The sequence below is a fragment of the Photobacterium galatheae genome (assembly GCF_000695255.1).
Taxonomy (GTDB): domain Bacteria; phylum Pseudomonadota; class Gammaproteobacteria; order Enterobacterales; family Vibrionaceae; genus Photobacterium; species Photobacterium galatheae.
Map to the genome: position 1 here is coordinate 203,328 of NZ_JMIB01000021.1, position 20,772 is coordinate 224,099.

General features: G+C 49.6%; 20 protein-coding genes. 12 read left to right on the plus strand and 8 right to left on the minus strand.

Going from position 1 to position 20,772, the window contains the following annotated elements; translation table 11 throughout:
• The first annotated feature begins 191 nt into the window (after positions 1-191).
• The 6 genes from EA58_RS10700 (at position 192) to EA58_RS10725 (ending at position 8,055) form a co-directional block, all read left to right on the plus strand.
• Positions 192-2,678 (plus strand): putative bifunctional diguanylate cyclase/phosphodiesterase, encoded by a 2,487-nt coding sequence (locus EA58_RS10700; RefSeq protein ID WP_051642017.1) that lies wholly within the window; start codon positions 192-194, stop codon positions 2,676-2,678.
• Between the two features lie 50 nt (positions 2,679-2,728).
• Complete coding sequence (locus EA58_RS10705; RefSeq protein ID WP_036752521.1) at positions 2,729-3,079, plus strand: hypothetical protein; 351 nt, start codon at positions 2,729-2,731, stop codon at positions 3,077-3,079.
• A gap of 140 nt (positions 3,080-3,219) precedes the next feature.
• Positions 3,220-3,696: a YdcH family protein gene (locus EA58_RS21985; protein ID WP_235199591.1), complete on the plus strand. Its 477-nt coding sequence runs from the start codon at positions 3,220-3,222 to the stop codon at positions 3,694-3,696.
• 240 nt (positions 3,697-3,936) lie between these two features.
• Positions 3,937-5,178: an L-lactate MFS transporter gene (locus tag EA58_RS10715; protein ID WP_036752298.1), complete on the plus strand. Its 1,242-nt coding sequence runs from the start codon at positions 3,937-3,939 to the stop codon at positions 5,176-5,178.
• Positions 5,179-5,581: 403 nt separating this feature from the next.
• Entirely contained in the window at positions 5,582-6,214 is a 633-nt protein-coding gene (locus tag EA58_RS10720; protein ID WP_036752301.1) for a LysE family translocator, read from the plus strand.
• Between the two features lie 476 nt (positions 6,215-6,690).
• Positions 6,691-8,055, plus strand: coding sequence for an FG-GAP repeat protein (locus EA58_RS10725; protein ID WP_081819623.1), 1,365 nt, complete (start codon positions 6,691-6,693; stop codon positions 8,053-8,055).
• 33 nt (positions 8,056-8,088) lie between these two features.
• Here EA58_RS10725 and fliJ read toward each other — a convergent pair whose 3' ends face one another.
• From fliJ to EA58_RS10765, 8 genes are read right to left on the minus strand one after another with little or no spacing between them, the layout of a single operon-like run.
• A complete protein-coding gene (fliJ, locus tag EA58_RS10730; RefSeq protein WP_036752309.1) occupies positions 8,089-8,523 on the minus strand; it encodes a flagellar export protein FliJ in 435 nt (144 codons plus the stop codon).
• Between the two features lie 12 nt (positions 8,524-8,535).
• Entirely contained in the window at positions 8,536-9,852 is a 1,317-nt protein-coding gene (fliI, locus tag EA58_RS10735; protein ID WP_051642031.1) for a flagellar protein export ATPase FliI, read from the minus strand.
• A 19-nt stretch (positions 9,853-9,871) separates the two neighbouring features.
• The gene (gene fliH / locus EA58_RS10740; protein ID WP_235199593.1) at positions 9,872-10,693 is read right to left on the minus strand and encodes a flagellar assembly protein FliH; all 822 of its coding nucleotides are present in this window, start codon (positions 10,691-10,693) and stop codon (positions 9,872-9,874) included.
• Positions 10,694-10,696: 3 nt separating this feature from the next.
• Entirely contained in the window at positions 10,697-11,725 is a 1,029-nt protein-coding gene (locus EA58_RS10745; RefSeq protein ID WP_081819630.1) for a flagellar motor switch protein FliG, read from the minus strand.
• On the minus strand, positions 11,703-13,412 hold the full coding sequence (fliF, locus tag EA58_RS10750) for a flagellar basal-body MS-ring/collar protein FliF (RefSeq protein ID WP_152547990.1): 1,710 nt from the start codon (positions 13,410-13,412) through the stop codon (positions 11,703-11,705). Before fliF ends, EA58_RS10745 begins: the two co-directional genes overlap by 23 nt.
• Positions 13,413-13,415: 3 nt before the next feature.
• The gene (fliE, locus tag EA58_RS10755) at positions 13,416-13,766 is read right to left on the minus strand and encodes a flagellar hook-basal body complex protein FliE (protein WP_036752318.1); all 351 of its coding nucleotides are present in this window, start codon (positions 13,764-13,766) and stop codon (positions 13,416-13,418) included.
• Between the two features lie 19 nt (positions 13,767-13,785).
• Positions 13,786-15,150: a sigma-54-dependent transcriptional regulator gene (locus EA58_RS10760; protein WP_036752321.1), complete on the minus strand. Its 1,365-nt coding sequence runs from the start codon at positions 15,148-15,150 to the stop codon at positions 13,786-13,788.
• Positions 15,150-16,034, minus strand: coding sequence for a MotY family protein (locus EA58_RS10765; protein WP_036752324.1), 885 nt, complete (start codon positions 16,032-16,034; stop codon positions 15,150-15,152). Before EA58_RS10765 ends, EA58_RS10760 begins: the two co-directional genes overlap by 1 nt.
• Before the next feature lie 512 nt (positions 16,035-16,546).
• On the opposite strand from EA58_RS10765, the gene EA58_RS10770 reads away from it, so the two are divergent.
• Genes EA58_RS10770 through flhB form a run of 6 tightly spaced genes read left to right on the plus strand, consistent with a single transcriptional unit; the run spans position 16,547 to position 20,753 of the window.
• Positions 16,547-17,362, plus strand: a complete 816-nt coding sequence (locus tag EA58_RS10770) for a FliM/FliN family flagellar motor switch protein (RefSeq protein ID WP_051642018.1) — start codon at positions 16,547-16,549, stop codon at positions 17,360-17,362.
• Positions 17,363-17,389: 27 nt separating this feature from the next.
• Positions 17,390-17,791 (plus strand): flagellar motor switch protein FliN, encoded by a 402-nt coding sequence (fliN, locus tag EA58_RS10775; RefSeq protein WP_412177945.1) that lies wholly within the window; start codon positions 17,390-17,392, stop codon positions 17,789-17,791.
• Positions 17,792-17,793: 2 nt separating this feature from the next.
• Positions 17,794-18,570: a flagellar type III secretion system pore protein FliP gene (gene fliP, locus EA58_RS10780; RefSeq protein ID WP_036752327.1), complete on the plus strand. Its 777-nt coding sequence runs from the start codon at positions 17,794-17,796 to the stop codon at positions 18,568-18,570.
• A gap of 10 nt (positions 18,571-18,580) precedes the next feature.
• Positions 18,581-18,850 (plus strand): flagellar biosynthesis protein FliQ, encoded by a 270-nt coding sequence (fliQ, locus tag EA58_RS10785; protein WP_036752330.1) that lies wholly within the window; start codon positions 18,581-18,583, stop codon positions 18,848-18,850.
• A complete protein-coding gene (fliR, locus tag EA58_RS10790) occupies positions 18,850-19,629 on the plus strand; it encodes a flagellar biosynthetic protein FliR (protein WP_036752333.1) in 780 nt (259 codons plus the stop codon). The genes fliQ and fliR overlap by 1 nt, the downstream gene beginning before the upstream one ends.
• Positions 19,626-20,753, plus strand: a complete 1,128-nt coding sequence (gene flhB / locus EA58_RS10795) for a flagellar biosynthesis protein FlhB (RefSeq protein ID WP_036752335.1) — start codon at positions 19,626-19,628, stop codon at positions 20,751-20,753. Before fliR ends, flhB begins: the two co-directional genes overlap by 4 nt.
• Positions 20,754-20,772: the final 19 nt, after the last annotated feature.

A 20,772-nucleotide genomic window follows, 5' to 3' on the forward strand; every position in this document is an offset into this window, starting at 1 on the left:
TTCCGGCTGCTCTCGACTGACATACCGGCAATTCTCAGGAATTGCCGGTATTTTTTTCCTCTTCCGAAAAATCGTCTATTGTCATCCGTAAGTTCAAGAATTTCCTAATATGAATGAACAGTTGGTTATGCATGCCCAGAAACCCGTCACTATACTGGATATCTGGGGAGTTGCTCAGTCATGGATGATATATGAAGAAAAACCTGATCCGCTCTTGGAAACTGCTGACTGTATTGCTGCCTGTGATTCTGATTTTCAGCCTGCTGATTCCTTCTGACCACTCTTTTTTTGGGGAAAAAGATAACACCGCCGCGACGCCACCAGAAACTCAGCAAACAACAGCTAATCTCTCTCAGCCCGTATATTCATCCAGCTCGCCTTCTTCCGAATTGCACCACCTTTTCGAACGTTGGGAAAACGCAGATTTTTTACATTCACTACTCAATCACTTCAATATTCATCACGTTATTTTTAATAACTTAAATACCGTAGAAAAATTCGAAAAACTCACGCTGTTTTCACTGGTTACCTTGGGCTTATGCATTGGCTGCCTCATCCTTGCCTGGCATCTGCACAAAATGCTCAGACATGAGCAAACTTTAAAATCTGAATTGCACGACATGGTGAAAAAATACAGCCATGTGCTGAAACATGCCCCCGACGGTATGGTCATTCTGAGGCAGGACAACACCATCATCGACCTGAATCAATCAGCTTGTCAGATTCTCGATACCTCAACCGAAGCGGCCAAAACACGTCAGATTGCAGATTTAGTCACCCATGAAAAAGCCAGGGATGAACTGTCTGAATTGCTTGTTCAGGTCCATACCTCCATGAGCCAGGGAGAAAGCCAACCCATCAGTATCCTCATCACCAACACCATTGAGCCTCCCCAGCATCTGGAAATTATTGCCACAGAAACGGCTTACAATGATGGAAATGAAGTCTTGCTGAACATTCGGGATGTGACGAACTGGGTCGAGAGAGAAGAAAAGCTCAAAAGCATGTCCCGCGCATTAGAACAAAGTGATGACTCCATCATCATTACCAATGACAGGGGCATTATTGAATACGTCAACCATAGCTTTGAAGCATTTAACGACATGAATGCCAACGATCTGATTGGCAGTGATGCCGCGCACCTGATTCTCGCTACGCTGCAAAATCCGACCGAATTGGAAAGGCTGCAACATCAATTAAGACGGGGCCATACCGTCAATCGCATCATTTCTCACCGTAGAAAAGATAACAGTCTGATGTATATGGAAAAACGAATTTCTCCAATCCGGAACAGTCGTGGAAAAATCAGTCACTACATTACGACGGGAAAAGACATCACAGAGAGAGTGCTTTTTGAAAGCAAGCTCAAGCGCCTGGCACATTTCGACATGCTGACACAGTTGCCGAACCGGCTCATGCTCCAGCAGCAGATTGAAAGCTTACAGAAGCAGTCTCCTCGCCCGGAACTGGGCTTAATGACCCTGAATCTGGACCGATTTAAACAAATCAATGATTCCCTGGGACATGACACAGGCGATCAGGTGCTCATTGCTGTCAGCAAGCGTTTACAGCAAATTCTGCGTGAAGGTGACATTCTGGCCCGACTCGGCAATGATGAGTTCGGTATTTTGGTCGTATCCGATACCCGGCTGCCTGTGCTTGAAGAGCTGGCCGAACGGATTCTTCGCCATCTGAATCACCCGATCACCCTGGATAATAAAGAAGTCGTCGTCAGTGCCAGTATCGGCATCACATACTGTGGAGATGGCGAATGTACCAGCGAAGCACTGCTTCGTCAGGCCGATATCGCTTTATACAAAGCGAAAGACAATGGCCAACAGCAACAATACCGTGTCTACAATCGTGAGATGGGTGTCAACAGCGTCAAACGTCTTGAAATGGAAGCTCAGCTCAGACAAAGCTTTGGTTCAGACCGTTATCAGTTTTTCTATCAGGGTCGTTTTGAAGCCCGGACACGAAAACTGTGTGGTGTAGAAGCCCTGTTACGCTGGTATGACGACGACGGCGTCCTTCAGTCTCCCTCTGAATTCGTTCCGATTCTGGAAACCACAGGTCTTATCATTGATGTCGGCGAACGGATGATTCGAAAAGCCTGCCAGCAACTCCGGCAATGGCAACTTCAGGGACACAAGCTTCACTTTGCCATCAATATTTCAGCCCGGCAGCTGCTGAACTCGGATATCATTAATACTGTGCAGCAAGCAATACAAAGCAGCCATTGCGACCCAAGCTATCTTGAACTCGAAATTACAGAAAGTGTGGTGATGTCTGATGTGAAGCTGGCACTGAACCGGTTACGCCAGCTCAATGCATTGGGCGTCCGGATCGCGATTGACGACTTTGGCACCGGCTACTCTTCTCTGGCCTACCTGAGCCGTTTCCCGATCCAGATTCTGAAAGTCGATCAGGAATTCGTTCGTGATCTCCCGGTCAACCGGGAATCCGTCACCATTACCAATGCGATTGTTGAGCTGGCACACAACCTGAACATTCGCGTCGTGGCTGAAGGGGTCGAAAGCCAGGCGCAAGCGGATTTTCTCAGCAGTATAGGTGTAGAGGAATTTCAGGGATTCCTGTATTGTAAGCCGCTGTCTATCTCTGATTTTGAGTCTGCGTTTTTACATCCGGCTCTAGAGATAAAACACCAGTCAATGTGAGCTGACAATCAACAATAACGACTATCATGAAGCCTGAGGAGGCCAACAAGATGGACTTTAGTGATTACCTGGATAATGTACTCAAACAACGTCAGCAACAGGCAGGCCAACCCGCGAAGCAAAAACAGCAACCTCATTGGCTGCAACAACGGCAGGAAGATAAAACCAGCCAGAGTCTTGCCCGTGATGCTCTGGCAAAAGCACAGGAAGATGCATCTGTACGTGCTGAGCATGAGACCAAAGCCAATCACATCAGAATGAACGGTCGCTACATGACCGAAGAAGAAGCCCAGGCGAAAGTCCAGTTACAGTCTCAGGCCGCCCCGGCAAACCCGGATCGGATCGCTTACATTCAAAACCTCAAAAAATCATTGCGCAGCAAAAAGTATCGTTCATCCTAAATTCCCCTTTATCCGCTGCGCTCACGCCAAGTTGTGACAACGTCACTCTGGTTTTCATGCTGTTCATAGCACTTTCACCGTCATCTTGCTTGAAAATGACAACATTCGACTATGCTTAAACGAGGGTCAGTTGACCTTTCGTGGTTCATTTTTTCTGGGTAAAAGCATTTGTATCCGGGCTTGAAAGGCACCGCTCAAAGCGCTTCGCGAGTGACCTGCAATCCAGAGAAAAATGCTTTGAATCAGAACGAAGCGGCTGCCACATTTTAGACTGCCGGGAAAAGAGCATCACTCTCCATACAACAACATCAGTACATCGTTACCAAATAACAGGAGAAATGCAGGGATTTCATTCACATAAAATCTATGGAGTGACAGACATGTTAGGTGAAAATCACGCACTCTTCATTGAGTTCCCCGAAATGCATGACAAAATCAAAGAGTTAAAGTCCCAAGACGAAAACTTCAAGGCCATGACAGACAGGTATCATGAATTAGACCACAAAATACGGGGATTAGAATGTAACAACATTCCCACCGAAGACCTACACTTCACCCAACTGAAAATGGAACGATTGCAGCTCAAAGACAAAATTCACAGCATCCTGATGAACTGATCGCAACACGACTGGGATTGCCCCACCCTCTCGTTGTTGAAGAGGGTGGCGGTTCCCCCCCTGCCCGACACACAACAATAGCCCCGACCCACCGCATTTGTAACAAAACTTTTCCTCGCGATATTTCTCAAAAATTTATTGATAGAATCCGCGCCCTCCATAAGAAATACATCTTTTTTTGATTCAAATTAAGAAAAGTTTAAAAAACAGATCCATACCGTTCCGGTGTTAGAGAGGCGTATGAAAACATTCGATCGTGCCAAGCAAATCTTGCTAGCTGGCTTTTGTATTAACCTGTGTATGGGCATCCTGTATGCCTGGAGCGTATTCAAGAAAGCGCTGGTTGTTGATCTGGGTTGGTCCAATGCGGATGCTTCCCTGCCCTATACTGTTGCCATTATTACCTTTTCACTGTCTCTGTTACTGGCCGGTATTCTTCAGGACAAGTTCGGACCACGCAAGGTACTGCTGTTAGGCACCACCATGGTTGCACTGGGCATGATTATTTCAAGCCTTGCGACCAGTCCCCTGCTTCTGGTGCTGACCTTTGGGGTCCTGACAGGTAGCGGCATTGGTTTTGGCTATGCCTGCCTGAGCCCATCGGCAATGAAATGGTTCCACCCGTCTAAAAAAGGCATGGTCAATGGTCTGATTGCTGCCGGTTTTGGTCTGGCCGCGGTTTATCTGGCCCCGCTGACTTCATCTTTGATTGCTGACTTCGGGATCAACCAGAGCTTCCTGATCCTTGGCGTCGCAGTGCTGATCGTTGCGGTGCCGCTGGCCTGCACCATCACCAACCCACCGGAAGGCTTTCAGCCAACAGCGCCGGCTGCAACCACCGCCAAATCAGCGCAAACACCGAGTGTTGATGTGAACTGGCGTGTGATGATTCAAACCCCACAGTTTTACTCACTGTGGATCATGTATGCGTTTGCCTCGGCTGCCGGCCTGATGATTATCGGCAACATCACCTCAATCGCAGCCACGCAGGCCGATTTGTCTGACGCCGCTTTTCTCGTGGTCATTCTGGCTGTCTTTAACTCAGGTGGCCGAGTCGTTGCGGGCATGCTCTCAGATAAAATTGGCGGTGTGAAAACCCTGCTGATTGCCTTTGTGATGCAAGCCATCAATATGGTGATGTTTGCCACATTCGACAACGAGTTCAGCCTGATGGTCGGTGCAGCAGTGGCCGGGGTTGGTTATGGCACACTACTGGCCGTTTTCCCGTCGATTACCGCTGACTTCTACGGCCTGAAAAACTACGGTGCAAACTACGGTGTGCTGTACACCGCCTGGGGCGTCAGTGGCTTCATCGGCCCTGTTGTTGCGGCTGTCGCTGTAGATATGACCGGCACTTATACACTGGCGTATACCCTGTGTTCCGCAATGTTAGGGGTTGCCGTGCTGCTGGCGTTCATGACCAAACCCGTCAAAACGCAGGTGCTGCAGCAAAAACTGGCGAATGCCACGGCGAACGCCTGATTTCAGTTGCTTCAGCCAAATCTCAAAGCACAGCGGTTTCGCTGTGCTTTTTTATGTTCTGAGCAAAAAAAAACCCGATACCAAAAGATACCGGGCAAACAAATAGTGGTGAAAATGTTCCTAATGGGAACAGGATATGCGCTATTGTGTACCGCTTGGGAAGACTGTGTTTTAGGCTTAACAAGCTTCACGGTACTCAGGTCGCAAATCAATAGGGCGTCCAATTTTTTACAGTCATTAAACTTTTCGGCGCTGTGTACCCGCGTCGCGTATCTTTTCTCCCGCGCCTCTCCTGCATCATTATTTTTTCTGAGTTGAGGTCACACCATACATATGCAACGATTAGAACCCCAGGCAACAACGGACAAAAACGTATCATTTTCAGGGAAGGAGCCCTTGTCGAATGTTCAGCACCCTACTTTTATATTGCATCGCGTCTTTTACTGTCACTGTCATTCCGGGGCCAACCATGTTGTTGTCCCTATCGAACGGCGTGACTAAAAACAAGAAAATCATATGCTATGGCATCTTGGGTGCAGCCCTCTCAGACGCCATTCTGATCAGCGCTGTCGGGCTGGGACTTGGCGCATTAATGGCCACCTCAGAAACACTCTTTCTGACCGTCAAATACTGTGGCGTTGCTTATCTGCTGTGGCTGGCTTATCAGTTATGGAAAAACACCCCTTCCGTCACTGCCTTTACAGCCGAAAAATTACAGGCGGCACAAGCCCATCAACCCGTGATTGCCTTCCGGCGGAGTTTGTTTGCAGCCCTCTCTAATCCGAAAGGATTGTTATTTTTCGGCGCTTTTCTGCCACAGTTTCTGGATTTAACAGCGCCGGTATTCATGCAGTATGTATTCTTTGCGATTGCCACGATCGTCATTGATATCGCCGTGATGCTGGTTTACGCCACAGCAGGTTTTCAGGCTGCCAACTATCTGTCGGTCAGCCGCCTGAAATCACTGAACAGAACCTGCGCTTCTGTACTGGTCGCGATGGCATCAGGACTGGCCTTCTATAAAGAAGCAGCTTAAAAAAGCTTGAATATCAAAAAAAGAAAAGCGCCGAAAGCGCTTTTCTTTCATCAGCATAACCTTCGTTCATTTTAAATCACAATAGAGCGATCAAAGAGATTTTAGAATTAAAGCTTTTGAATCAAAGAAAGCATTCTGCATATGTGATGAACAATGATTCACTCACTTCATGACTTTGACTCAATCCATTCACGACAGCTTAAAATCGCTGCTATTCTTGCAGACAGGATTTGCATCGTCAGCTTATCCTTCTAAAGACGGGTGACATTCATCAGTTTTTAAGAGTCTGATTTCTCTTATTGAAACCCACCTTTTCTGAGCAGGGCGAAACAGACTTTGTTGAATACGTCATCTAAGAAGACCAACGGATTGACCAACAGATTTCACTTACTGAATATTTCATTCACGATGACATGATCAATGTTAACAAAGTGTGATTCCGCTCTGTTTATATCAATCAACAGGATGGATGAAAAATGAGATACCCAATCAGTTTCAATATGATCTGGAAGCAAAGTACTCGGATATTTATCGTGATATCCATGCTCACCATTGCCCCTGTGATCGCAAAAGAGATAACCTCAACCGAACATGTGCTCACTGCAAAACTCATCGCCAGCGATGCGTCCGAGTACCGGGAATTTGGCAGTGCTGTAGCAATTGATGGCAATACACTGGTCATAGGACAGTCAAGTGGTCAAAGTGTCTATGTTTTTATTCATGATGGCGTCAGTTGGGTAGAGCAGGCCAAACTGACACCGTCAGAGAATACGAGTGCATACAGCGGCTTTGGCCACGCGGTTGAAATTGATGGTGATACGATTGCTGTCGGTGCCCCATTTGAAGATCTGGGCGACGACACAAATGTGGGTGCCGTTTATCTTTATAGCCGCTCAGAGCATCACTGGACCGAGCAACATAGAATCCTTCCTGACAATCCTCATTCTTTTGAAAATTTCGGGTTTTCACTGGCACTCAGGCAAGGCAATCTCCTGACGGGCTCCCCTGGAAAAGACACTCACGATTTTACAAATGGCCAGGTCAGCTATTACCAACAGACTGGAAATCGTTGGGTACTGAAACAGCAGCTCTTTCCGAAAGATTTAGGAACAGCAGACAATTTTGGATTTTCTATCGACATCAGTGGTGACACTGCAGTCATTGGTTCTATCGGCAGCAACACCAATCTGGGAGATGCTGAGATCTTTACTTTATCTGGCGGCCTTTGGGTTGAGCAACAATCCCTGGACAATCAGAATGGCGCACAAGGTGACTCTTTTGGCTATAGTGTTGCGATCCATGGCGACACAATCGCAATCGGTGCCCCCTACGCGAGTGAATCTGAAACACCAGATCAGGGGGAGGTTTCAATCTATAAACGCACAGGAAACAACTGGTATCTGCAAGAAAAAGTCTTCTCTGATGTCCCCGTGTTTTCTCAAAGCTTTGGTTTTCATACAACGTTACAGGAAAACAAACTTCTGATCGGCACGTATCACTATGCGTCAGGTGCGGCGTTATTCATCTTTGAACGTGATGAACACGCCTGGCAACAAGTGAGCAAGCTGAGTTCTCCGGAAAGTCAGGAGGCATTTGGTATGGCAGCAGCCATCGAAGGAAATATCATCGCGATTGGTGCCCCGAATGCGGATGTTTTGGTGAACGGTCAAGGCACTGCAACTGGGGCTGGCGCTGTTTACTTATTCGAATCTATCCGTAGCGCTGACGTCGCCACGAACAATCCGACACATTCCCTGGGGAACAACGCTGCCAATGAAGCAGCAAAGAATCATGATTCTCTCGGTAAAACGTCTCAAATCAGTTCAACCCCAGTCCTCTGAAACCCATATAAAAAAGCGCCCTCGGGCGCTTTTTTATATGGCGGGACGTTTGTAACGGGCGTTGATCAGATCTTCAATGAACTTTTGTTCCTTTCTGGCCTGCTCATAGCGTTGTTTCGCTTTCCAGCGTTCCATCACGGTTTCCAGCCCTTTCACTTTGATCTGGGTCTGTTCCAGCGCTTTTTGGGTGCGCTGACTTTCCGCATGCATTAATGCCATTTCATGCTGCTGGTGGGTGATCAGACGGTTGAGCATGGCATTGACCTGCGTGGTGTTCTGCAACGCGATCGGATTCACCCCGCCAGCACCTTGCGGAAGACTGCCGGACTTCAAATCCGCCAGCGCCTCCAGTTGCTGGGCAAAAAAGCCAACCTGCTCTTGCTGACGGGCTAAATCCTGGCCCTGACGGTCACGCTGCTGCTCTGCAATTTGCTGTAGCTGGCTAACGGCTTTCAGTTTTCCTTTCATGACCCGCTCCTGTTAGCCTTGTTGCGTCTGGGTAAATAATTCAGCCAGACGAACCAGCGACTGCTGATAGTCTGTGACTTCATCCACCTGCTGGACCAGAAAATCTTTCAGCAACGGGAACATCCGTACGGAAAGATCCAGTTCTGGATCCTGCCCCGGCTGATACCCCCCCAACGGCAGCAGCTCTTTTACCTGAAGATAGTTCGCATTGAGCTGACGGAAACGGTTTGCCACCGTCACATGAGAACTTTCGGTACAGCTGCTCATACAGCGGCTGATCGATGCATTAATATCAATTGCCGGATAATGCCCCTGCTCCGCCAGAGCGCGTGAAAGCACCACATGACCATCCAAAATGGCCCGGGCAGAATCGACCACAGGATCCTGCTGATCATCCCCGTCGGCCAGAACGGTATAAATCGCAGTCAGACTGCCGTCCGGATGTTCACCGTTACCGGCACGTTCCAGGAGTTGAGGCAACTGGCCGAACACTGAAGGCGGATAACCCCGGGAAGCCGGTGGTTCACCCAGTGACAAGGCTATTTCACGCTGCGCCATCGCAAAACGGGTGAGCGAATCCATCATGAGCAGAACATCTTTTCCTTTATCCCGGAAATATTCTGCCACGCGATGGCAAAGCTTGGTCGCGCGCAAACGCATCAAAGGCGATTCATCGGCCGGTGCAGCTATCACGACCGCACGCTTCATCCCCTCTTCACCCAGGTTTCGTTCGATGAACTCACGCACCTCACGGCCCCGTTCACCAATCAGTCCGACCACAACAATATCGGCCTTGGTGTTTTTGGTGATCATGCCCATCAGCACGCTCTTCCCCACACCACTGCCCGCCATCAGACCAATGCGCTGACCTTTACCCAGCGTCAGCAGCCCGTTCATGGCACGAATCCCAACATCCAGGGGGGTATCGACCATCCGGCGTTTCATCGGGTTAATCGGCTGAGGATTGAGTGAGACTTTTTCGCCCCCTTTCAGCGGGCCCAGATCGTCAAAAGGCTCGCCAAGGCCATTCACAACCCTGCCGAGCCAATGCTCACCCAATGCCACCGTGCTGTCGCCATCCAGCGGAATCACTTTCGCACCGGCATACAAACCGCCCAACTGACGCACCGGCATCAGATAGGCGACATCCCGATCAAAACCGACGACCTGCGCTTCAATGGCTTCACCATCATCGGTTTCGACCAGGCAGCGTTGTTCCAGTCTGAACTTACAGCCAACGGCCTGAAGCATCAGGCCGTTAACTTTCACCAACCGCCCGGTGACCCGGGCAATCGGAATCGATGACATCGACGCAATCGCATCATTCATACGCTCATGAAATGCGCTGTCACTCACTGACTGCCTCCACGTGCGCTTCAGCAGCCGTTTCCTCAGGTTTCACATCCGTTGCCGTTTGCGGACCTGTTGTGGATTCCAGCAGGTGTTCACGAAGCGTTTCCATACAGGCTTCCAGCCGCGCATCACTGCTGGCATCGGCTTCTGCTTGATCGGTTACCAGCTGTACACCGCCAATCGGCATTTCTTTATCAGCCACCAGTTTCCAGCTCGGATGCAAGGTCGGATTCAGATTGTTGATCCGTTCCAGATCCTGCGGATTCAGATGAATCACCACCTTATCACTGTTTCCGGGCATACTGTCGAGTGTCTCATCCACCAATGCCAGAATCTGCTGCGGCATCAGCGTCAGTTCAGCACGAATCACCTGCTGGGCTACTTTCTGAACCAGCGAACAAACTTGCTCACGCTGTGCATGCTCCCGCTCATCCTGCCATTGCTGAATCTGAGCCTGCAGTGTATGCAAAGGGGCAATCACAGATTCGTATTTTTCACGCCCCTGGCTTTCGCCCTTGGCGTACCCCTGCTGAAAACCATCCTGCTGGCCCAGATTGAAACCTTGCTGACGTCCCTGCTCAACCCCCTGACGAAGACCTTCTTCATGGCCGTGTTGCAGGCCCTGCTGGAAACCTTCTTCCAGACGCTTTTGCAACGCAGCCTGATGTTCCTGAGGGTTAAACTGCGGATCTTCGGCTTGATGATTTAAGTCCTGAGACGCATCATCGGAACCTTGAACCACAGGTTTCACCATCGGGGGAAAACGATGAGAACGGTACTCGCCTGGATTCAGGCGCATCACTTTAACTGAACGCATCCCTTACTCCACTGTTTGTTCCTGATACAGACTCAGCTCGATTTCACCGGCATCCGCCAGTTCACGGACGATCTGCATAATATCCTGTCGTGCTCGTTCAACACGAGAAAGCGGCATGGCACCACGCATCGCCATTTCGTCGTCCAGCGAGTTTGCCATACGCTGCGGCATCGACTGCTTGATCGCCAGTTGTAGCTTGAGATCTGCACCTTTCAGTGCCGTTGCCCACATGTCCATTGGAATTTCCTGAACCAGACGATCCATGGTCGCTTCGCGCTGACGGGCAAGGATCACGAAGTCGAACATATTCTCTTCGATCTCGCTGACAACCTTCTCGTCGTGCAGCTTCAGCATTTCCATCAACTGAGCACGATCACCTTCAAAGCGGTTAATAATATCGGCAGCCTGCTTCGCACCCATCACCGATGCGCCATGTCCGCCAGAAACTTGCTGGATACAGCGATCAATCAACTGGTGCAGATCCTGCGCGATTTCATGATCAATTTCACTCAGTCGTGCAACCCGGTAAATCAGCTCATCATGCTGTTCCGAAGGCAGTTTTGCCAACACTTCCGAAGAGGTCTCCGGTGGCAGGTAGGCCAGGAAAATCGCCTGCATTTGCGGGTGTTCCTGACTGATGAACTTCGCAATCACATCGGTATCGACCCATTGCAGACGCTGCATGTTGTTGCGCAGTTCATCGCCATAAATACTGTTCAGAACGCCTTTGGCAAGATCATTGCCCAGTGCTTTCGACAGGGTATTTGACAGATAATCCTTCGATGCCCCGCGGATACCACTGTGGGCCCGAAAGTCATCAAAAAACGACTGAATCACAACCTTGGCGTTTTCACTTTTAATTCCGGTCAGTTTCGCCATAGAACGGGTGACGCGTTGTACTTCTTCGCGGGAGAAGTAACGCAGCACCTGCGCGGCTGCGTCCTCCCCCATACCCAGCAGAACCAGTGCTGTTTTGTCTACACTGCTCAGCGTTTGCATGTCTGCCGGATTAGTTGTCTCGGTTTTGCTCATTTCCATTCACCCATTGTTTGAGGACTTCAGCAACACGTTGTGGTTCTTCGCTGGCAATCAGGGTCAGGTGCTTCAGCTGGATGTGCAGAGGCGAACCAGAAGGCGGCAACATCATTTCAGCATCAGCGTCCAGACCATTGGTGGTGTGGCTTAACCCTCGGTCAGACAGACGACGGTTCAGCTCATTTTCCTGTGCCTTCTCATCCAGTTCTTTACTCAGGATGTCATCTGGCAGGTTAGCAATTTCCATCTCGCGGCGTGCTTTATCCACTCCGGTCAGGTGGCGAATCAACGGACGCAGAACAAAGAAGATCATTGCCAGTCCTAACACACCCCCGATGATGTAACGCAGCGGTTGTTGCAGCGCGGTATCCTGCCACCAAGGCATTGGGGCAACGGTTTCGATATTCAGTGGCTTAAAGTTAAAGCTCATCAGACTCAGGCTGTCGCCACGCGTATTATTCAGACCCACGGCTTCAGAAATCATCTGGCTGATTTCTGCCTTCTGAGCCTCATTCCAGGCCTTTTCATCCGGAGCCACTTTGTCGTTCAGCAACACAGAAACATTCAGTTTTTTGATTTGTCCCTGCTGGAACTGGGTATGACGTACGCTGCTGCCAAGCGCATACTGACGATTCACTTCAGAACGCTCGCTGGTATTTTTCGGCGAGTCCGTTTTGTTTTCGTCTTCAACCGTTGGCGGCTGATTGCTCAGCGAGCCCGGTACACCCAGCGCAATTTTATCGATCGAGTTATTTTCAATGCTATGTTCAGAACGCACGACCGGGTTGTTATCAACCATTTCGCGAGTTTCTTCAATCCGGTTGAAATCCAGATCCGCAGCAACCTGAATCCGGAAGTTACTTGGACCCAGTAATGGCGTCAGCATGTCAGAAGCACGCTGGATAATTTGCTTCTCCAGATCTTTCTGATATTCCAGATATTTGGTGTTCATCCGGCCATTTGTTTCAGAATCGATGTCAGCACTCAGCAAACGACCGAACTGATCAACGACAGACACCTGATCGGCTGTCATCCCGGTCACACTGCCAGACACCAGATTCACGATGGCTTCGACCTGCTCCGGCTTGAGATCCTCACCAGACTTCAGTTCAACCATCACAGAAGCGGTTGGCTTTTCACCATTCTGGCGAACGAACAGGGTTTGACGCGGAATCGCCAGATGAACGCGAGCATTGTTCACAGCATTCATGGAAATAATGGTTCGTGCCAGCTCACCTTCCAGTCCGTGGCGGTAACGTGCCGTTTCCATGAACTGGCTGGTTCCCAGAGAAGAATCGGTTTGCAGTGACTCCAGTCCGGTTGGCAGTTTGGCTTTGACACCTTTCGCCGCCAGCAACATCCGCACTTCAGCGACTTTTCCTTCTTCGACCAGCACTTGGCCGTTTGTTTCCTGCAAACGGTACGGAATCCCTTCAGCTTCAAGTACTGAAATAATTTCACTGGTATCAAAACGCTCTTGCTGACTGTAGAGCGGACGATAGCTTTGTGTAGACGTCCACAAAGCGACCACAATAATGGCGGCGACAACAGCGGCCAACGCCGCAGATAGCACCAGATTTCGCTGACTGCTGTACCAGGCCTGTTTGGCCCGGTTCAGTAAAGAGTTTTCAGAACGGTCAGATGCGGTCAATTCAGCTGCCGTTGCTTGAGTAATCATGGTCATAACTTACACCGGCATCTTCATTACATCTTCAAACGCACCGACCACCTTGTTTCTCACCTGCATCAGTGCAGAGAAAGACAGGCTGGCCTTCTGACTGGCGATCATCGCCCCGACCAGATCATCACTTTTGCCGGTTTCAACCGCAGTCATTTTTGCGCTTGCAGCGGCCTGATGACCATTCACCAGGTCAAGCACTTCAGTCATGGCTGAAGAGAAAGAAAGCGGCTTGACTTGTTGATCCAATGGGTTGGCTTTCACAGCCACTTCCTGCCCGGCCTGAGCTTGCATGAGCTGCATTTTTTCCAGCATGAGTTGCTGGGCTGTTGTTGTCTGCGTCATATTCGTCGCAAGCATGTGTGTCTCCTAATCGTCGTTATGCTGCTGAGCCAATTTGTGAAATATCAATGCCTTGCTCACGCATTGCCGCTAATTTGTATCGTAATGCCCGGGTGGTCACACCCAAGGCTTTTGCTGTCATGGTTCTGTTGCCTTCATGCTGCTTCAGTACATCAAGCACATACTGAAATTCAGCCTGTTTTTTCGCGCCGATATGGCCCTGCTCAGTGCCCATGGCGACTGGCGCAACCGGCATGAATTCAGGCTTAATGGCCTGTACCTTGCTGGTGTCGACAGGCAACATCAGATCCTGAGCTGTGATGAAATCTCCGTGCCGCATGACCAGTGCACGCTGAATAATGTTTTCCAATTCGCGGATATTGCCGGGCCAGTGGTACTGCAACATCATTTGCTGTGCATCTGATGACATCTGACAGGCACTGCCCTGCTGATATTTACGAATAAAGAAGTTTGCCAGCGGAAGAATATCTTCAGGACGTTCACGCAATGGCGGCCAATGAAGCGGCAATACATCCAGACGGTAGTAAAGATCTTCCCGGAAAGTCCCATCCTGAACGGCCAGACGCAGATCTTTATTGGTTGCTGCAATCACTCGGATATCCAGCTTGATCGTTTTATGACTGCCAACCCGTTCGACTTCGCGTTCCTGCAACACTCGCAGGAGCTTGGCCTGAAGCGCCGGGGACATTTCTGCAATTTCATCCAGCAGAATCGTGCCACCGTTCGCTTCTTCAAATTTACCGCTCTGACTGCTGGTTGCACCGGTAAAGGCACCTTTCACATGACCAAACAGCACAGCTTCGAGCATGGATTCAGGAATCGCGGCACAATTCACGGCGACAAAAGGCATTTTGCTCCGCGGCGACTGTTGATGAACGTAACGCGCCAGCACTTCTTTCCCTGTACCAGACTCACCGGTAATCAGCACGCTGGCATGGGTGCAGGCTGCACGATGTGCCAGTTGCAGAATTTGCTTACTACGCCAGGATTCAGCCACGATGTCAGACATGGGTTTCTGTAAGGCTTCAACGCGGGCAATCAGACTCAGTAACTGTGCAGGTTCAAAAGGTTTCAGAAGATAGTCTGTTGCACCCGCTTTCATCGCTTCAGCAGCCAGCAAGCCTTCATGCTGTTCAACAATCGCAATGGCAATCCGGCGCTGCTGCGGATCAGCAACGGTCTGGCTGAAGCGAACCCATTCGGTCAAAGCCATGTCTGGCAATGCAGAGCTGACTAAAGTGATCGCTGCGCGGTGAGACTGCAAACCGGCTTTGCCGGATGTCAGATAATCCACCTGATAGCCGGCCTGCTCCAGCACTTGTATCACCTGCTGCGCTTGCTGCCTGTCTGGTTCAATGAGCTGAATTGTTTTCATTAACATTACTGAACCCTGCTTTTATCATTGTTATCAGCACGCAGCACCCTCACCGTTACCCTGCGGTTTAATGCCTGGCCTTGTGCTGTCTTGTTATTGGCAATCGGATACCGGGCACCATGCGCCCTGATCTGAATCAGGCTGTCTTTTACACCGGCTTCACGGAGAAAACTCGCGACATCATCTGCACGGACTTTCGAGACCTGAATATTGCCAAGGTTGGAACCGACAATGTCGCTATGCCCGTCAATGAGAACTTTACTGATCGATTTATCCAGGCGAATGTACGCCGCCAGCTTCATCAGTGTTTCCTTTTGTTCCGTGGATACGGTGCGCTGTCCCATGTCGTACTGGAACACCATATCTCTGGCCTGTCGGTAAGACATTGCAGGCAAACGGGAGCGACATGCATTAAATTCTGCTAATGGCGTCATCATATTGACGCTGGACAGCATCAGATCGACGGGTGTGCTGGTGTTCTGGTACGTTAAAGCTATTCTCGCCCACTGACCCGCCGTCATGCCGTCGAGCATAGCGTCAACCGCACCAGTAAATCTCACTTCGGTCGGATTCACCTGCTTCCCCGGGCTCAGCGATTGCTGCTTTGGTGTCGCAACCCAAGGGCCATCCTGAAGGTATAAACCAGCGCGGTCGAACAAAGCCACTGGGCGCATGGGCTGCACTTTCAGAACCAGATCTTCACCGGCGTGAGCCACAAAACTGACGTTGCCAAAGTTTTGCACCTGCTGATTTAAGGTGCAGTGGAATGTACCGCCCCGGTATTTCCATTCGACAAGATCCATTGGCGTAGAAACAACTTCTGCCTCAACAGAACCCGCCGCAAGAGCAATTAATAAGAATGTGTATTTCTTGTTGAATGAAATTAACATTTGACCCTTCTCAGATTTTTGGTGACGCCAAAAATTCATTTATGTCTGTAAAACCAACTTAGCCATAATTATTAAACAACCAAATTGCTTTTTTATTTCTATATATATTTTCCTTGCTCAAAATCACTTTAATTCGACAAAGGTGATCTTGATTCAATTTATATTTGACGCAGCACTGACACTAAATTGACACCAATATGACATTGCTCCCAATGCTTTATTTAACTTGATATCACTTCAAAAACAGCAACTTGAGAGCAAGATCAAACCTATAAAAAGAGCGTGTCATTTTAAGTGGGCATAAAAGTCTCATCAATTCATATATAAGAAAACCCTGTATATGAAGTTATAATCAACATGTGGACTAACATCACAAATTTAAAATCAATAACTAAAACACAAGAATTAGCTCAGGCTAGACTTAGCGGAACTAATAGTGGTTAAACCCAATTCGAAGTAAATAACAATCGCAACCTGAATTTGTTGCATATGAATTTTGACGGATATGCCATATGAAAAAAATTGAGTTAAACAGTGCTCAACATTTCCCAAAGTTGAACGTTGAACATTTAGGGCGCCCTATCCATGTCATTCGGGAAGCATTGCAAAAAACCTTCTCGCAGGCAGATTCGTCAATCACTCAGGATCTGCAACGCTGGGTGAAAGACAAAAACCTGAGCTTCAGACTGTCAGAGATTCAGTTGGCCAGCAGACAGCTTGCCGATCATCATGAACACGCTTCTGTGATTCGTCACCAGTCTGGCGGCATGGTGCAGGCTCAGTTGGATCTCAATATGCTGCTGGCGCTATCGGACAAGTTCTACAATGCCGATATCGATCGCAGCCATGTCAGTGATGCCTCGAACAAACTGACTGCCAGTGACTTACGTTTGCAGCAACGTCTGCTTGAACGCCTGTGTACCCTGATTGCCGAGGGTGAACACTGGACAATGACAGATGATGCGCTTCGTTATGGCATTGGGCTGCTGGCAACCTTTACCGTCAGTTACCGCAAAAAATCCGCTGACTTCACCCTTTATCTGGATGAAACCATGTTGCAGTCCCTGATGGATGACATGGCCATTCATACCAATGATCGACTGGACGAAGGTTTCCGGCAGGTTCTGGAAAGTACCCCAGTGACCCTGCATGCCACGCTTTGCCAGAAAAAAATGCCTTTAGACGATGTCCTGAAACTACGTCCTGACGACGTGTTAAACATCGATATGCTCACCAATGTTCCGGTCCGTATCGGCCAGGAGCATTTATTTAACGGATGCGTGGCCGACAAAGATGGCCAACTCGTTCTGATTCTAAATGACAAATAAACTACACAGGACCCCAAAATGACCGATTTGAATGAGATGACTGACGTAAACGCATTCAGCGAAGACGATCTGAACTTTGATGATCTGGATCTGGATCAGCTGGATGATGACGTTGAAGCCAGTCAGGAATCCGGCACTGCCTCTCCGTTCATCCCTTACGATGAAGTGCCGTCCAGAGATATTAATTTCTTCAAGAAAATTCCTGTCACCGTCACGCTTGAAGTCTCCAGTACCGAAGTTTCTCTCGGTGAACTGATGAAAGCGGGCGAAGGCAGTGTCATCGAACTGGACAAACTCAATGGCGAACCGCTGGATGTCAAAGTCAACGGTTCCCTGATGGGCCACGCTGAAGTGGTTGTGGTCAATGACAAATACGGCCTGCGTCTGATCGATATCGTGGACTCACCGCTCAACACCGTGGAATCCTGATAATGCGCCGCAGTCTCTGTCGTGTTTTAGCCCGCGCCGGCGGGCTATGCTTAGCCGGTTTTCTGATATTGACACTTTCTTCGCACCCGGCATTCGCTGCTGATACGGGTGGCCTGACTCTGATGACAGTTTCAGACGGCACCTCCAATCAGGAATACAGTGTCAAACTTCAGGTACTGCTCCTGATGACTGCACTGAGTTTACTGCCTGCTTTTCTGCTGATGGCGACCAGCTTCACCCGCATCATCATTGTGCTGGCGATTCTGCGACAGGCCCTCGGTCTGCAGCAGAGTCCACCGAACCGAGTCTTGGTGGGGATCGCGCTGGCACTGACCCTGTTGATTATGCGTCCGGTCTGGACCGATGTGTATGAAAACGCCTTCAAGCCCTATGACGCAGGCCAGATCACGTTAATGGAAGCTTTTTCTGTGGCAGAAAAACCCGTCAAGGATTTCATGCTCAGACAAACCCAGCAAACGTCTCTGGAGCAAATGCTGCATATTGCGAACGAGCCTTTGGATCAGAAAGCTGAAGATCTGTCTTTTGCTGTGGTGCTGCCAGCCTTTGTCATCAGCGAGCTGAAAACAGCTTTTCAGATTGGTTTCATGCTGTTTATTCCGTTTCTCATCATCGACCTGGTTGTCGCCAGTGTGCTGATGGCCATGGGGATGATGATGCTTTCGCCACTGATCATTTCGCTGCCCTTTAAACTGGTCATCTTTGTGCTGGCAGATGGCTGGACCATGACAGTGGGCACATTGTCGGCAAGTTTCGGCTAGGAGAACAACCATGACACCGGAACTCGTCGTCACCCTGTTTTCAAATGCTGTCTGGATGATCATTACCATTGTGATGGTACTGGTCATACCCGGCCTGTTGGTTGGTCTGCTGATTGCTGTCTTTCAGGCGGCGACCCAAATCAATGAACAGACCCTCAGCTTTCTGCCCCGTTTGCTGGTCACCCTGCTGATGGTCATTTTTGCCGGTCACTGGATGCTCAGAAAACTGATTGAACTGTTCACGCAGTTGTTTCACAACATTCCGGGAATGATCGGCTGATGGATTTCACTTTCGCGCAAATCACAGCCTGGCTCGGGCAAGTCTGGTGGCCATTCTTCCGCCTGGGAGCTGCACTGGTCGCCATGCCTTTCTTTGGCGATGGTGCCATTCCGCTCTGGGTACGCCTGCTGTTTGCCCTGTCCATCAGCATGTTGATTGCGCCCCTGATGCCCGCGATGCCGGCGGTGGATCCCCTCTCGCTCAAAGCCATCATACTGGCATTTGAGCAAGCCATTTGGGGCGTCTTTTTCGGCTTCATCCTGCATCTGCTCTTCACCACCATGACTATGCTGGGCCAGATTGTTTCCATGCAGATGGGGCTGAGTATGGCCATCATGAATGATCCGGTAAACGGCATGTCTGTTGCCCTGTTGGGCCGGATGTTCCTGATGTTCAGTACACTGCTGTTTCTGGCGCTGGACGGCCATTTAGTGGTGATTGATATTCTGGTTCAGAGTTTTCATATCTGGCCGGTCGGCTCCGGAATCAGTGAAGCCACACTCCACCAGGTGATTTCTATGGTCAGCTGGATGTTTGCTTCTGCCCTGGCGTTAGCGCTACCGGCCATTATTTCAATGCTGCTGGCGAACATCAGCTTTGGCGTGATGAACCGGGCCGCTCCCAGCCTGAACATTTACGCTCTGGGCTTTCCAATGACGATGTTATTGGGTTTGTTCAGCATGCTCATCGCCATCAGTGGCGTTCCGACACGCTACACCGAATTTGTTCATACCACATTGCAGGCACTGACCCGCTACGTCGCAGGAAACGGCATATGAGTGATCAGAGTACTCAGGACAAAACAGAAAAGGCCACGCCCCAGAAAATCCGCAAAGCACGGGAACAGGGGCAAATTCCCCGTGCCAAAGATCTGACTGCTGCGGTCATTTTTCTGGTCGTGGTTTATTTCTTTTCCATCCAGATCAATACCATTTGGGATGCCATGAGCGGTGTCTTTCGTTTCAACATGCAGCTAACCCGCGAAGACTTGCAGTCCCCCTGGAAGGGCATCGAACATGTGGGCCAGAGCCTGGCGATTGTGATCGAATTACTGCTGCCGCTGTTCATGGTGATTCTGCTGGCGGCTATTGGCGGAAGCCTGCTTCTGGGCGGATGGCTGTTTTATCCGGCAGGTGTGATGCCCAAGCTGTCAAAAATCAGTCCTCTTTCCGGAATCAAGCGTATGTTTTCAACCCGCTCACTGGTGGAGTTGCTGAAATCATCGCTGAAAGTCACCGTGCTGCTGTTACTGCTTTATCTGTATCTGAATGCTCACCTGGCTGAACTGCTGGCGATGCAAAACCAGTCGCTGCGACAGGGTGTCGTCGCGATTATGCAGATTTTGTTCGATGGCGTACTCATGATGGGCATCGCCCTGCTTCTCTTCGGTCTGTTAGACGTTCCCTACCAGCGTTGGGAACACCTGAAACAGCTGAAAATGACCAAGCAGGAAATCAAAGAAGAATATAAAAACAGCGAAGGCCGCCCGGAAGTCAAACAACGCATCCGTCAGATTCAGCAACAGTTTGCAAGACGAAAAGTTGAAAAGACGGTGCCACAGGCAGACGTTGTGATCACCAACCCGACCCACTATGCCGTGGCGATCAAATACGACCCGGCCATGTATGACGCCCCTTTTGTGGTCGCCAAAGGCGTCGATGAAATGGCGCAGCATATTCAGCGTATTGCCCGAGAAAACAATGTTGAAGTGTTGAATTCACCACCACTGACGCGGGCAATTTACCATACAACGCAGTTGGAACAGGCCGTGCCGAACCAACTGTATATTGCTGTGGCGCACATTCTGACCTATGTCATGCAGTTGAAAGCCTTCCGAACCGGCAAAGGCGGACAACCACAGCCATTACCGACTTTTGTTATCCCACGCCACCTACAGTATTAAGGCAGGAGAGAGATCAAAC

Bases quoted from the DNA above. Each gene is read 5' to 3' on its own strand.
- EA58_RS10760 (WP_036752321.1), bottom strand. From the start codon at position 15,150: ATGTTAATGAAAACAATTCAGCTCATTGAACCAGACAGGCAGCAAGCG.
- EA58_RS10700 (WP_051642017.1), top strand. From the start codon at position 192: ATGAAGAAAAACCTGATCCGCTCTTGGAAACTGCTGACTGTATTGCTG.
- EA58_RS10770 (WP_051642018.1), top strand. From the start codon at position 16,547: ATGAAAAAAATTGAGTTAAACAGTGCTCAACATTTCCCAAAGTTGAAC.
- EA58_RS10715 (WP_036752298.1), top strand. From the start codon at position 3,937: ATGAAAACATTCGATCGTGCCAAGCAAATCTTGCTAGCTGGCTTTTGT.
- EA58_RS10725 (WP_081819623.1), top strand. From the start codon at position 6,691: ATGAGATACCCAATCAGTTTCAATATGATCTGGAAGCAAAGTACTCGG.
- EA58_RS10745 (WP_081819630.1), bottom strand. From the start codon at position 11,725: ATGAGCAAAACCGAGACAACTAATCCGGCAGACATGCAAACGCTGAGC.
- EA58_RS10765 (WP_036752324.1), bottom strand. From the start codon at position 16,034: ATGTTAATTTCATTCAACAAGAAATACACATTCTTATTAATTGCTCTT.
- fliE (WP_036752318.1), bottom strand. From the start codon at position 13,766: ATGCTTGCGACGAATATGACGCAGACAACAACAGCCCAGCAACTCATG.
- fliF (WP_152547990.1), bottom strand. From the start codon at position 13,412: ATGACCATGATTACTCAAGCAACGGCAGCTGAATTGACCGCATCTGAC.
- fliH (WP_235199593.1), bottom strand. From the start codon at position 10,693: ATGCGTTCAGTTAAAGTGATGCGCCTGAATCCAGGCGAGTACCGTTCT.
- EA58_RS10720 (WP_036752301.1), top strand. From the start codon at position 5,582: ATGTTCAGCACCCTACTTTTATATTGCATCGCGTCTTTTACTGTCACT.
- fliR (WP_036752333.1), top strand. From the start codon at position 18,850: ATGGATTTCACTTTCGCGCAAATCACAGCCTGGCTCGGGCAAGTCTGG.
- fliP (WP_036752327.1), top strand. From the start codon at position 17,794: ATGCGCCGCAGTCTCTGTCGTGTTTTAGCCCGCGCCGGCGGGCTATGC.
- EA58_RS10705 (WP_036752521.1), top strand. From the start codon at position 2,729: ATGGACTTTAGTGATTACCTGGATAATGTACTCAAACAACGTCAGCAA.
- fliJ (WP_036752309.1), bottom strand. From the start codon at position 8,523: ATGAAAGGAAAACTGAAAGCCGTTAGCCAGCTACAGCAAATTGCAGAG.
- fliI (WP_051642031.1), bottom strand. From the start codon at position 9,852: ATGAATGATGCGATTGCGTCGATGTCATCGATTCCGATTGCCCGGGTC.
- flhB (WP_036752335.1), top strand. From the start codon at position 19,626: ATGAGTGATCAGAGTACTCAGGACAAAACAGAAAAGGCCACGCCCCAG.
- fliQ (WP_036752330.1), top strand. From the start codon at position 18,581: ATGACACCGGAACTCGTCGTCACCCTGTTTTCAAATGCTGTCTGGATG.